General features: G+C 71.2%; 13 protein-coding genes. 3 read left to right on the top strand and 10 right to left on the bottom strand.

The genetic code is table 11. From position 1 onward, the window contains the following. Window positions 1-217: 217 nt before the first annotated feature. Window positions 218-592 carry an RNA polymerase-binding protein RbpA gene (locus AB0N07_RS16575; protein ID WP_003977404.1) on the top strand — a complete coding sequence of 125 codons (375 nt, stop codon included), beginning with the start codon at window positions 218-220 and terminating at the stop codon, window positions 590-592. 98 nt (window positions 593-690) lie between these two features. Here the strand turns inward: AB0N07_RS16575 and fxsA are convergent, their stop codons facing one another. The 4 genes from fxsA to AB0N07_RS16595 form a co-directional block, all read right to left on the bottom strand. Further along, a complete protein-coding gene (gene fxsA / locus AB0N07_RS16580; RefSeq protein WP_365835471.1) occupies window positions 691-1,248 on the bottom strand; it encodes an FxsA family membrane protein in 558 nt (185 codons plus the stop codon). Window positions 1,249-1,344: 96 nt separating this feature from the next. After that, complete coding sequence (locus tag AB0N07_RS16585) at window positions 1,345-2,139, bottom strand: polyprenol monophosphomannose synthase (RefSeq protein ID WP_365835473.1); 795 nt, start codon at window positions 2,137-2,139, stop codon at window positions 1,345-1,347. A 537-nt stretch (window positions 2,140-2,676) separates the two neighbouring features. Further along, complete coding sequence (locus tag AB0N07_RS16590; protein ID WP_365835476.1) at window positions 2,677-4,287, bottom strand: amidohydrolase; 1,611 nt, start codon at window positions 4,285-4,287, stop codon at window positions 2,677-2,679. A gap of 79 nt (window positions 4,288-4,366) precedes the next feature. Then, a complete protein-coding gene (locus tag AB0N07_RS16595; RefSeq protein WP_030946711.1) occupies window positions 4,367-4,807 on the bottom strand; it encodes an Lrp/AsnC family transcriptional regulator in 441 nt (146 codons plus the stop codon). 266 nt (window positions 4,808-5,073) lie between these two features. Between AB0N07_RS16595 and AB0N07_RS16600 the strand changes: the two genes are divergently transcribed. Further along, window positions 5,074-5,508: a hypothetical protein gene (locus AB0N07_RS16600; RefSeq protein ID WP_030946714.1), complete on the top strand. Its 435-nt coding sequence runs from the start codon at window positions 5,074-5,076 to the stop codon at window positions 5,506-5,508. Between the two features lie 10 nt (window positions 5,509-5,518). Here the strand turns inward: AB0N07_RS16600 and AB0N07_RS16605 are convergent, their stop codons facing one another. Beyond that, the gene (locus AB0N07_RS16605; RefSeq protein WP_365835478.1) at window positions 5,519-6,616 is read right to left on the bottom strand and encodes a phosphotransferase family protein; all 1,098 of its coding nucleotides are present in this window, start codon (window positions 6,614-6,616) and stop codon (window positions 5,519-5,521) included. Window positions 6,617-6,628: 12 nt separating this feature from the next. Further along, entirely contained in the window at window positions 6,629-7,729 is a 1,101-nt protein-coding gene (locus AB0N07_RS16610) for a hypothetical protein (protein WP_365835480.1), read from the bottom strand. A 139-nt stretch (window positions 7,730-7,868) separates the two neighbouring features. On the opposite strand from AB0N07_RS16610, the gene AB0N07_RS16615 reads away from it, so the two are divergent. Further along, window positions 7,869-8,117 (top strand): hypothetical protein, encoded by a 249-nt coding sequence (locus AB0N07_RS16615; protein WP_365835482.1) that lies wholly within the window; start codon window positions 7,869-7,871, stop codon window positions 8,115-8,117. Here the strand turns inward: AB0N07_RS16615 and AB0N07_RS16620 are convergent. The 4 genes from AB0N07_RS16620 to AB0N07_RS16635 form a co-directional block, all read right to left on the bottom strand. Next, entirely contained in the window at window positions 8,080-9,252 is a 1,173-nt protein-coding gene (locus tag AB0N07_RS16620; RefSeq protein ID WP_365835484.1) for an acyl-CoA dehydrogenase family protein, read from the bottom strand. The genes AB0N07_RS16615 and AB0N07_RS16620 overlap by 38 nt on opposite strands. Window positions 9,253-9,574: 322 nt before the next feature. Then, window positions 9,575-10,234: a helix-turn-helix domain-containing protein gene (locus AB0N07_RS16625; RefSeq protein ID WP_365835486.1), complete on the bottom strand. Its 660-nt coding sequence runs from the start codon at window positions 10,232-10,234 to the stop codon at window positions 9,575-9,577. A 122-nt stretch (window positions 10,235-10,356) separates the two neighbouring features. Further along, the gene (locus AB0N07_RS16630; protein ID WP_365835488.1) at window positions 10,357-10,491 is read right to left on the bottom strand and encodes an SCO1431 family membrane protein; all 135 of its coding nucleotides are present in this window, start codon (window positions 10,489-10,491) and stop codon (window positions 10,357-10,359) included. A gap of 136 nt (window positions 10,492-10,627) precedes the next feature. After that, window positions 10,628-12,001: a peptidase C39 family protein gene (locus tag AB0N07_RS16635; protein WP_365835490.1), complete on the bottom strand. Its 1,374-nt coding sequence runs from the start codon at window positions 11,999-12,001 to the stop codon at window positions 10,628-10,630. Between the last annotated feature and the right edge of the window lies 1 nt (window position 12,002).

Below are 12,002 nucleotides of genomic sequence, written 5' to 3' on the forward strand. Positions count from 1 at the left end.
CGTTACTGCGCGTCAAAGATGCCGAAACGCTGGGTGACATCTGCTAGTAGATGTGACAAACCGGGCGCTGGTGGGTACAACAAGGGGCGGCTACGACGGCGACGCATGACCCGGAACGGGACACGCAACGGGAATCTTTACCGCCGACCGGACGTTGACCGGATGACGACGACAGCGACACCTGTCCTGTGGGCGACAAGCCCGGGAGGCACGATTCATGAGTGAGCGAGCTCTTCGCGGCACGCGCCTCGTGGTGACCAGCTACGAGACGGACCGCGGCATCGACCTGGCCCCGCGCCAGGCCGTGGAGTACGCATGCGAGAAGGGGCACCGGTTCGAGATGCCCTTCTCGGTCGAGGCGGAAATTCCGCCGGAGTGGGAGTGCAAGGTCTGCGGGGCCCAGGCACTCCTCGTTGACGGCGACGGCCCTGAGGAAAAGAAGGCCAAGCCCGCGCGTACGCATTGGGACATGCTGATGGAGCGGCGCACCCGCGAGGAACTCGAAGAGGTCCTCGAGGAGCGCCTGGCCGTTCTCCGTTCGGGCGCGATGAACATCGCGGTTCACCCGCGGGACAGCCGCAAGTCGGCCTAGTCCTGCCGGGGTCGGGCGGACCAACTACGCACGCAAGCGACTGCGGGCGTCCACGTGGTCTCACGTGGACGCCCGCAGTCGTGTGTCCTGCCGCGGTCTCAGTGGGTCAGCGGCGGTCGCGGGCCCTGTGGGACGTCGCCATCCCGCTCGTCCCTGATGACCTCGCCCTGGACGACCTTGCCGTCGGGGCGGTGGATGCGGGCCTGCTGGAAGGCGTCACCGAAGCTGCCGGGACCGGCCGCGCGCAGCTTGCGGTCGAGGGTGCGCTCGGTGAAGCGGCTCAGGGCCTTCTGGACCGGGGGGATCAGCAGAAGCAGACCCACCGCGTCCGAGATCAGACCGGGGATCATCAGGAGCAGGCCGCCGAGCATCAGCAGGCCGTTGCCGCCACCGCCCTGTGGGGTGCCGCCGCGCTGCAGCGTCTCGTTGAGGTTCTGGAAGGCGCGCCGACCCGCCTTCTTGATCACCGCAGCTCCGAACACGAAGCCCGCGAGCAGCAGCAGGAACACGGTCAACCCGCTCGACGCGCCCGCGACCACGGTCAGCAGCCAGATCTCCAGCACCGCCCAGGCCGCGACGCCGAGCGGAAGGAAGGTCCGCAGCCGGGAGCGCCGGGGCCGGGTCGGATGCGTGGGGGTCGGAGCACCTGTCGTCATGCGTCCAGTGTGCCTGGGCCCGGCTCAGTGCGGCATAAGCGAATGATCAACCGTGCCTGCGAGACCGCTTGCGGGTCCTGTGCGCAGGGACGACGGTCAGGCCTTCTTGCCGCGGCCCGTGATCTTGGCGACCCGCTCGCCCACGCCCCACGCCGTGACCCTCCACAGGGCCTCGACGAGGATGTCGCGGCTCATCTTGGAGTCGCCCAGTTCACGCTCGACGAAGGTGATGGGCACCTCGACGACGTGGTAGCCGGCCTTGACCGCGCGGCGGGCCAGGTCGACCTGGAAGCAGTAGCCCTGGGAAACCACCTGGTCGAGGCCGAGGCCTTCGAGGGTCTCGCGACGGAAGGCGCGGTAGCCGCCGGTGATGTCGCGCAGCGGCAGGCCGAGGGCGAGGCGGGAGTAGAGGCTGCCGCCGCGGGAGATGAACTCGCGGCTCTTGGGCCAGTTCACCACCCGGCCGCCGGGCACCCAGCGGGAGCCGAGGACCAGGTCGGCGCTCTTGAGCGCGGTGAGCAGCCGGGGCAGTTCCTCGGGCTGGTGGGAGCCGTCGGCGTCCATCTCGACCAGGACGCCGTAGCCGTTGTCCAGGCCCCAGCGGAAGCCCGCGAGGTACGCAGCGCCGAGGCCCTCCTTGCCCTTGCGGTGCAGCACCTGGACGTGGTCGTCCTCGACGGCCAGTTCGTCCGCGAGCTTGCCGGTGCCGTCGGGGCTGTTGTCGTCGGCCACGAGGACGTGAGCCTCGGGGACCGCCTTCCGCACCCGACCGACGATCGACTTGATGTTCTCCGCCTCGTTGTAGGTCGGAATGATCACCAAGGCCGTGCCGAGCGGGCCGAACTGCCCCCCCTGGGCCTTTGCCGTGAGGGTCCCGTCGCCGTCGTTCACTGCTGCCCCTTCGTCTCCGTACGCAGATGTCCACCATAGTGGCCACGGCCTGCGATGACGTGACAGGACGTTCGTATAGTGGTGTCGATTCCACAAGAGCGGGGTAAGAGCGCGTCTTTGGGCAGGTTCGCGGATCTACGGATGGGGGCCCGGCGCCCTTCGGGCCGACCTGGGGCCCGCTGGCTGCGGGTCGACCGAAAGCCGTTGTCTACTGAGCCCGGGCCCCACCCGGGTCACACCTCCCCGACCGGCCGGAACTCTCCTCCCGTCGCGGCGCGGGCGCTGAGCCTGGCTCCCAGTGGCGGTGCCCCGGTGCGGCACACCGTCCCTGACCCAGCGGCGCTGCGACGAGTGCGCGGAAGTTCCCCGGTCGGGCGTCCGGTGGTGGACTCGGCCGAACCTACCGGCCCCCTGCCATCGGCTGTCAACAGCCGTTTGACCTGCGCATTCTGCATCAATGCCCTGGTCAGGGCGGAGGATACGCAGGTCGTGCGACACCGCCGGGGGCGTCGATCGGCGCCGCGCCACCCCGGGAGATCACTCGCCCGGCCGTACGAACACCGTCCGCCCGCCGACCACGCTGCGCAGACAGACCGGCAGGTCGCGGCCGGGGCTGAGGTCGGGCAGGCCGGGGGTGCCGGAGCGGGGGTCGGTGGACCAGCGGGCGACCCGGTCGTCGGGAGCCTGGACCACCAGCTCGTCGGTGCGCCACACGGCGTAGTCCGCGGGCACGCCGGGCACCAGGACGCCCGCGTCGTCCCGCCCGATCGCCCGCCAGCCACCGCGGGTGTGAGCCGTGAACGCGGCCCGCACGGAGACACGGTGCTCGGGCGTGCGGTGGAAGGCGGCGGCGCGGACCGTGCCCCACGGGTCGAGCGGCGTGACCGGGCTGTCGGAGCCGAACGCGAGCGGGACGCCCGCCCTGAGCAGGGCCGCGAAGGGGTTCAGGGTGCGGGCCCGGTCCGCACCCAGGCGCTGCGCGTACATGCCGTCCGCGCCGCCCCACAGCGCGTCGAAGGCGGGCTGCACGGAGGCGGTCAGGCCCAGCTCGGCGAAGGCCGCGATCGTCTCGGCGGTGAGCATCTCAGCGTGCTCGACACGGTGGCGGGCGGCGCGGACGCGGGCCAGGCCGACCTTCTCGGCGGCGGCGCGCACACCGTCGACGACCGTGGTCACGGCCGCGTCGCCGATCGCGTGGAAGCCCGCCTGGAGGCCCGCCTCGGTGCAGGCCACCACATGGGCGGCCACCGCGGCGGCATCCAGGTAGGCGGTGCCCGTGTGGTCGGCGTCGGTGTACGGCGTGTGCAGACAGGCGGTGTGCGAGCCGAGGGCGCCGTCGACGAAGAGGTCACCGGCGGCGCCCGCAGCACCGAGCTCGTGTGCCTTCTCCACCCCTTCTTCGGCCCGTTCCGCCCAGTATCCGACCACTCGCGGTCCCCCCTCCTCGGCCGCGAGCCGGAGCAGTCCGGTGAAGTCGTCCTCGGAGGAGATCTCGGGTCCCGCGCACTCGTGGACCGAGCCGATACCGAGGGAGGCGGCATGCGCGAGCGCGGTGCGCTGAGCCTCGGTGCGCTGGGCCGGCGTCACGGCTGCGAACGCCGCGGCGCGTACGGCGTGGTGGGCGTCGGAGGTCAGCGGGCCGTCCGCCGCGGCGACACCGCGGGCCAGGTCGAGCAGGGCCGTGGTGACGACCGCCGAGTGGACGTCGATGCGGGAGAGATAAAGGGGACGGCCTCCGGCGGCCTCGTCGAGTTCCGCGCGCGTCGGGGGCCGGCCGCCGGGCCATCGGGCGGCGTCCCAGCCGTGCCCGAGCAGCACCTTGTCCTGCGGGCGGGCCGCCGCGAAGTCCCGTACCAGGGCGAGGGCGGCCTCCAGGGAGGGCGCGTCGGACAGGTCGAGGCCGGTGAGCGCGAGGCCGGTGGAGGTGGTGTGCACATGGGCGTCGGTGAAGGCCGGGGTGACGAGGGCGCCGTCCAGGTCGACCACCTCGTCGACACCGTCCGCGAAGGCGTCCGCGGCGCCCTCCGAGCCGACCCAGGCGACCTGGCCGCGCTCCACGACCATCGCGGTCGCGAAGGGGTCGGCGGGGCTGTGGACCTCTCCGCGGCGGAGCAGGACGGTGTTCGGCTCGGGGCTGCGCTCATTCATGGGGAACAGTCTCGCGCCTCACCGGGGCCCTCCGGTACGCAGGTCGGCCCCGGCCCGGCCGTCCTGCCCGTAGGACCGGTCAGATCCGCGGCGGCCGCGCCTCGTAGGGCGTGGAAAGGACCACCGTCGTACGCGTCGAGACGCCCGCCAGCGTGCGCAGCCGCGCCAGCAGCTCCTCCAGTTCGTGCGGGGTGGCCACGCGCACCTTGAGGATGTAGTTCTCGTCGCCCGCGACGCTGTGGCAGGCCTCGATCTCGGGGACCCCGGCCAGGCGGTCCGAGATGTCGTCGGGGGCGCTGGGGTCGAAGGGTTTGACCGAGATGAACGCGGTCATGGGCAGCCCGACGGCCTCGGGGTCGACCACCGCGGCATAGCCGCGGATGACGCCACGCTGTTCAAGCCGCCGCACCCGCTGGTGCACGGCCGACGTGGACAGGCCCGTGGCCTTGCCCAGGTCTGTGTAGCTCATCCGCCCGTCCTTGACGAGCAGCTGCACGATTTGACGGTCCAGCTCCTCCATGAGGCAAGAACCTACAGTGCGCTTGATCTCCTCGGATACCTGAGCAGTCCAGGTCATACCCGCTTTGTGATGTGCCCGAGAGCGGTCCGTGAGCCGTCCGGGGGACAAATCGTCCGCGCCGGGCACCTGCGGGCGGCATGTGACGAAGGACACAGCCGCCGAGACGTCTCCGTGATGCTCCCGTGATTACCGCCGACATGGGGCGGGAAGTGCTTGCTGTGGTCGAGGCCGCAGTGCCCGAACGGCCCACCCGAGGGGGAGAACCCATGCAGAGTCTTAAGCGCCCTGGTCGTACCGCACCCAAGCGGCTCCAGGCGGTCGTCGAGCCCGAGCCGGAGGGCGTCGAACCCGACGCCTTCGAGGACGAACTCGACGCGTACGACACCTTCGAGATGTACCGGGTGATCTGCCCGGACTGTGCGCAGCCCATCGCCCTGCTGGCGGACGAGCAGGTCCTGCCGGAGCACGCGCTGTGCGCCTCGCCGTGGAACCCGTTCGGCCTCACGGTCTGCGCCGGCACCGGCCGCCGGGCGGCCGAGGCCCGCTCCGCGGACGAGTCGGCCGAGCCCCAGGAGCAGGGCACCGCCCTCCTGTTGACGCTCCCTCAGGGGCTCGACTGGCGGACGCAGCCGTTCTCGCACGTCGGCGGACCGGGCTCGCGCCCGATGCGGGTGCCGGCGATGCGCCGTCAGGCCGCCTGAACCGCCTCGCTCAATTCCAGTAGCTGCCCTGCACCATGGCCCGCAGGCTGCCGTGGTGCAGGATCAGTGTGTCCGGATCCGCCGGAACGGCTGCCTCCCCGAAGTGCACCTGCCGGTAGGCGACCCGCAGCATGACGATCGCGTGCCGCAGCGCGGCGTACACGGTGTGGAAGTCCATGTCGCGCGGTGTGTGGCCGGTGAGTTCGGCGTAACGGGCCTCGATCCGGTCGCGGCGCAGGAAGTCCGGCAGCCCCGGCTGGCCGAAGGCGACCGTGAGGTCCTGGAAGAAGCGGTGCAGATAGACGGTCCAGCCGAGGTCGACCTCGCGCGGGGCCAGGGCAGCCATCTCCCAGTCGAGGACGGCGGCGGGCTCGAAGCCGTCGTAGACGACGTTCCCGATGCGTGCGTCGCCCCAGTTGAGCACCGGTGTGCCCGGATCGCTCGGCCAGAGTGCCTCCAGTCGGTCGAACGCGGCCTCGATGAGGGGTGAGCGGGCGCGTCCTTCGACGACCCAGTCGTAGTAGGCGCGTTGGGCGGCGACATGGCGGCGCAGGGCGTCGCCCTCGCCGGGAAGTGCGAGGAACTCGGCGGCCTTCGGCGGCACTTGGTCGTGGAGTCGGGCCAGCAGCCCGATGGAGGCCGCCTCCAGGTGCCCGCGCTCGGCGTCGCTCGCCGCGTGCAGCCAGTTGCCCTCGTAGGTGTAGGGCATGACGTCGGGCGGCACGCGGCCCTCGACGCGCTCCATCACGAAGAAGGGTGCCCCGAGCGGCCCGGGATCCTCCTCCAGCCACAGCACCTTGGGCACGGGCAGGTCCGAGTGCTCCGCCACGACGCGCATCGTGCGGTACTGGCGCGGCATGTCGTACACCGGGAAGACGGTGTACGCCGCCGGGTCCGCCGCGAGTCTCAACGCGCAGCGGCGCACGGGCGGTTCGGGGTGCTCGATGTCGAAGAGCAGGGTCTCGCTGGACATGCCGTTGGATTCGGGGACGGTGACGCCGGCCGCCTTGGCGCCGGGCAGCCGGGTCGAGAGCCAGGCGGTGAGGCGGCGGGCGAGCTCCTCCGGGTCCCGGGTGGTGGTGCGGGGGCGGGGTGCAGTGGGTGCCATGTCACATACCGCCTATGGTGCGACCGAAGTGAAGTCCGTGAACCCGCTCGGATCATGCCGCCCGAACGAGCCGTGCTCGAAGATGCCGTGGCCCGTCCGGCCGTCCAGCCGGAAGCGGGCGGCATGGTCGGTGACCCCGTAGGCGGCCGGGGCGTGCGGCTGGGTCAGGTCGTAGGTACGGCGGTCCGTCCAGCCGCGGCCACGCCAGGTGCCGTGCTGCCAGTCGTCGGCGGGCGGGTATCCGGCGCCGATCGCGAGCGGCGAGGAGGTGAGGATCTCGACCTCCAGTTCCTGCGGTTTGCGCAGGTCGCCGAGGTGGATGAGGGCGCGGTCCGGGTGGCGGGTGCCGGAGCGGTAGGTGATCTCCGGCTGGGGCCAGCCGAGTTGGCGGTCGCGGTGGCCGGGGCGGACCAGGGTGGCGTCGTTCAGGGAGCGGTAGCCGTCGGCGTCCTCCTGGACGATGACCATGAGGAAGCGGTCCTCGAAGCGCACCGGGCACCACACCCAGTGGAAGCCCTCGGTCGGATGCTCCACCGCGAGGCGGCCGCCCTCCTCCCCCGGTATGGGCCGCACGCCCCAGCTGCGGTCGCGGGTGCCGGTCCACCCGTCGGCGGTGACCCGGAACTCCTCACCCGCGGCGCGGATCACGCCCTCCACACCGCCCGCCTGGACGAAACGGCGCCCTTCGAGGGTGAGCCGCTCGCCGCGGCGCTGAAGGTGGTGGGGTTCCCACAGGGCGGGGAAGGCGGCGGTCCAGGTGAGGTCGTACGACAACAGGTCGTCGTCACCCACCAGCCGCAGCCGCCGCAGCGGCTCCTCGACCTCGATCCTGAGCGGGCCGACGGCGAGCCGCATGCGGTCCTCGCCGAGGGCGTCCGAGGCACGCACGGCGTGCAGGGCGTCCCCGGTCCGCATGGTCGCGTATGCGTCGATCACGCCGAGGTTGGGGTAGACCCCGAGGCCCACGACGAGCAGGGCGCGCCCCTCGTGGTCGAGGACGTGGAAGATGCAGCGGTCGTAGGCGTTCCGGTCCCCGGTCGCCATGTGCTTCATGGACAGCGGGACCTGGTGCACGGGGTATTCGTCGAGTGGTACGGGGCGGTCGTCGGCCACGCCAAACCTCCCTGGAGACGGCTGGGCTGACGGTACGTCAGACAGCTGGCGGAGGCCAGAGAGGGAGCCGGACGTCCGGGAACGCACGCTCGATTCCGCGGATGGGTGACCTGTCCGCCTACCTCCGCGTTGCCCTGGTATGACCCCCACCTATTCCGTGATCGGGCGTCAGCGCCGCGTGTTCGTTCCGCCACCCGCAGGAACGGCCCTGCCGGTGCCGCCGCATCTGCAGGACCCGCCGATCTACCGCGATCTGATGCGCGCCTGGGCCGACCGGGGCCGCACCCTGCCGGGCCGCCACGACCCGGAGTGGATCAGGCTGGCGGCCCCGCAGGTCACCAGAGGGCAGTTCAGCGCGTTTCAGGACCCGCAAGGTGACGGGCGATGACCATGCGCTGGATCTGGTTGGTGCCCTCGACGATCTGCAGCACCTTGGCCTCGCGCATATAGCGCTCCACCGGGAAGTCCGCTGTGTAGCCGTAGCCGCCGAGGACCTGGACGGCGTCCGTGGTCACCTTCATCGCGGTGTCCGTGCAGTGCAGCTTGGCCATGGCCGCCTGCTTGGCGAACGGCCGCCCCGCGTCGCGCAGCCGCGCCGCCGCCAGATACAGGGCCCGACCCGCCTCGATCTGGGTCGCCATGTCGGCGAGCATGAAGCGCAGCCCCTGGAAGTCGGCGATGGGCCGCCCGAACTGCTGCCGCCCGGTGGCATACGCGACCGCCTCGTCCAGCGCCGCCTGGGCGAGGCCGATCGCGCAGGCGGCGATGCCGAGTCGGCCGGAGTCGAGCGCGGACAGGGCGATCGCGAAGCCCTGGCCCTCCTCGCCGATGCGCCGCTCGTCCGGGACACGGACCCCGTCGAGGTGCACCTGCGCGGTGGGTGAGCCCTTCATCCCCATCTTCTTCTCGGGCATCGCGCCGCTCAGGCCCTCGGCGTCACCCGGGACCAGGAAGGCGGTGATGCCGCGCGGCCCCTCCTCCCCCGTCCGGGCCATGACCGTGTAGAAGTCGGCGATCCCGCCGTGCGTGATCCAGGCCTTCGTGCCGGTGATCACCCAGTCCTCGCCGTCGCGCACCGCCTTCGTACGAAGAGAGGCGGCATCGGACCCGGACGACGGCTCGGACAGGCAGTAGGCGCCCAGCAGGCCGCCGCCCAGCATCGCGGGCAGATGCTCGACCTGCTGTTCCTTGCTGCCGTAGGCGGCGAGCGCATAGGAGGCGAGCGTGTGCACGCTGACGCCGAGGCCGACGGTGAGACGGGCCGCGGCGAGTTCCTCGAGGACCTGGAGGTAGACCTCGTAGGGCTGATCACCGCCGCCGTACTCGGAGTCGTACGGCAGGCCGAGCAGTCCCGACTCCGACAGCAGCGTGAAGACCTCGCGCGGAAAGCGTCCGGCGTCCTCCTCCTCGGCCGCCTTCGGGGCGATCTCGCGCTGGGCGATGTCGCGGACGAGCGAGATCAGATCCCGGGCCTCGTCCGTGGGCAGTTGACGGTCCACCGGCTGCGGGGCGCGGTCGGGCATGGCGACGCTCTCCTCCCTGTTCGGGCACATCGGCCGACGTGCGCCTTGGGTGTGGGCGGCTCCGCCGGGTCTTTCCGGTTCCGGCCGATGCTCCGCTCTTCCGGGTCTCGGAAGCTGCTGACCAGCGGCTGTGCGCTGTGAGTATGCCCGATTGCAGGCATCCCGTCACCAGTTAACGACCGCTTACTTCAAGAATATCCCGGCCACTGACTGCATGCGATGTCCAGCGGAACGTGACGGGATGCGCCAGGGCCTCGGCGTGACGGAAGTGACGTACGGGAACCAGCAGGGCTCCGGGCGTGCGGGAGCCTTCGCCCCTCGCTCAGGTGTCGCGGCGGGCCGGAGCCGGAGCGGGGTAGGCCGGGTCCAGTTCCTCGATGGCACGCAGGGCGCCGCCGAGCTGCTTGACCAGGAGTTCGCGCATCTGTTCGCGGGACAGCCGGGGGCGGTCGATCCAGTCGAGGGTGGCGCCCTCCACGCCGCACACCCAGGCGAACAGGCCCATGCGGGCCAGCGGGGCGATGTCCGTGCGTCCGTACGCCCCTTCGGCGACGGTCGCCACTATCGCCTCACGTACACCGTCCCGGATGGCATGCACCTCGGCATCGAAGCCGACGCCGCCGCTGACGACCGCCCGGAAGGCGGCCTGGTTGTGCTCGGCGTAGCGCAGATAGCCCTCCATCGTGCGATGGACCCGGTCCAGCTGCTCCAGTTCGACCTCGCTCGCCGCGAAGGTGACCAGGTCGGCGACCGAATCGTTGATGATCGCCAGGTAGTAGCCGCGCTTGGACTGGAAGTAGTAGTAGATCAGCCCCTTGGCGACATGCGCCTGCCGTGCGATGTCGTCCATCGAGAGCGCGTCGTACGACCTGTCGGCGAACAACTTCCGCCCGATGGCGATGAGTTCGGCTCGGCGCGCCAGCGAGCGCTCGGTGCCGCGCGCCCGGGGTCGGGTGGCGCCGCTCTGTTCGCTGATCTTCAATTTCGACCCTGGTCTCGGGCAGGCTGCGGGACATCCGCAGTATGTCAGAACAACCACGTCCACTCGTTCGAGTCCACTCGACGTGTGGCCGCTGGGAAGAACGGGGCTGTGCCGGCGTCAGATCACAGCAGGCCGAGTTGGGTGACGAGCATCGCGACGACCATGACGAGGGTCCAGCCCATGACGTGCTCGAGGATCTTCGGGCCGTCCTGCTCGGGGCCGCCGGTGCGGGCGGCGGCGGCCGGGTGTGCGGTCATGGCGTCTCGCTGAGGTCGGGCGGGCGGTGAACTCCCCCAGGGGGTTCTGTCCACCTTGCCATCGGGAGGGACTTTCGCGGCGGAGACGTCGGTCACAGGCGGAAGGTCCCGGCTTCCCGGGCCTTCCGCCTGGCCTTCAGTGCACGCCGACCCTCGCGAGCGCCTTGCGCTGGCGGGGTGTGGGCCGGGCCGGGAAGTACAGGTAGCAGACACCGCCGGTGCCGGAGACGACCTTGCCGGAGGCGTTGTACCGCTTGGTCCTGAGCCAGATGTTCTCCCACTCGCGCCGCTTGTAGACCCGGCGCACGGCGTCGTCGCTCGGCGAGAACGGGTCGTTGGCGATCACATCGCCGTCGGCGGTGAAGCCGATGACGGTCATCAGGTGGCCCGCGGTGCCGTAACCCGCCCCCGTCAGCTCCTCCTTGAGGAACGACTGTGACGTTATGGCCGGGATGCCGGCCGCGATCAGCGTCTCCAGGTCGGTGAGCGAGCCGAGCCGGGTGACCACGCCCTGCAGGTCCTTGTAGGTGGCCGCGTAGGCGGCGTTGAAGGGCCAGTTGCCGCAGCCCTGGTACTGGTAGTCGTAGGTGAAGCGGGCCGCATGGTCGACCTGTGGGTCGGCGTAGCTCGGGTCCACCCAGGCCAGTTGCTCGCGGGTGAGGCGGCCTCCCCAGTACTCGATGATCATCTGCGAGGAGGTGGGGCTGCACCAGGCCTCGCCGCCGTTGTCGTACTCGGGGTACTGGCCCTTGTGGATCTCCTGCGAGTAGCGCGGGACGATCAGTTCCCTGACGAGGCCGGGCGTCGACGCCGGGACGGTGAAGCGGTCGGGGATGTCCGAGCCCATCGCGCCGAGCCGCCACACCGTGGGGGTGAGCTTGGTGCCGGGCTTGCGGTAGAGGGTGAGGCGGAGGCGGTACGAGACCAGGCGCAGGCCGGTCGTCGCGTCGTCGATGGCGAAGGTGTCCGTCCAGATGGCGCTCTTGCCGTCCTTCTGGTCGTCCACCGAGGTCCGCTTGATGTCCTGGTCACCGGCCGCCCAGCGGCCCATCACGTACCAGGGGGTCTGCGTGCCGTCGGAGTACGTGCCGTGCAGTTCGACCTGGAGCCAGGTGCCGGCCGGGGTGTGTGCGTTCCAGGAGGCGATCACCTCGGTGGCGGGGACGCGGAGCCGGTGCACGGGGGACGTCCAGGTCGCGTACTCCCAGCCGGCGGTCGTGCCGGTGTGCGGGTCGGTGTAGTCGGTGGTGCCGGCCGGGGCGGCGATCACCAGGCCGGGGCGGGCGCCCGCGACGGCACGGGTGCCCCGCGCGGCGCCGGCGCGCCAGTCCGGGTACGTGGTCCAGGAACGGTAGTCGACCGTGGGTGTCCCCTCGGAATGGGGAAGGGTCGGGGCCACGGCGGACTCCTCGGCGTCGGCCACGTCGGCGGTGACGGCGGGGCCCACCACCGCGGCGGCCACCGCGGCGGCGAGGACGGTTCTGCGGGACGGCTGTTCGGCTCTGCTCATG

The sequence above is a fragment of the Streptomyces sp. NPDC051172 genome (assembly GCF_040682555.1).
Lineage (GTDB): Bacteria > Actinomycetota > Actinomycetes > Streptomycetales > Streptomycetaceae > Streptomyces.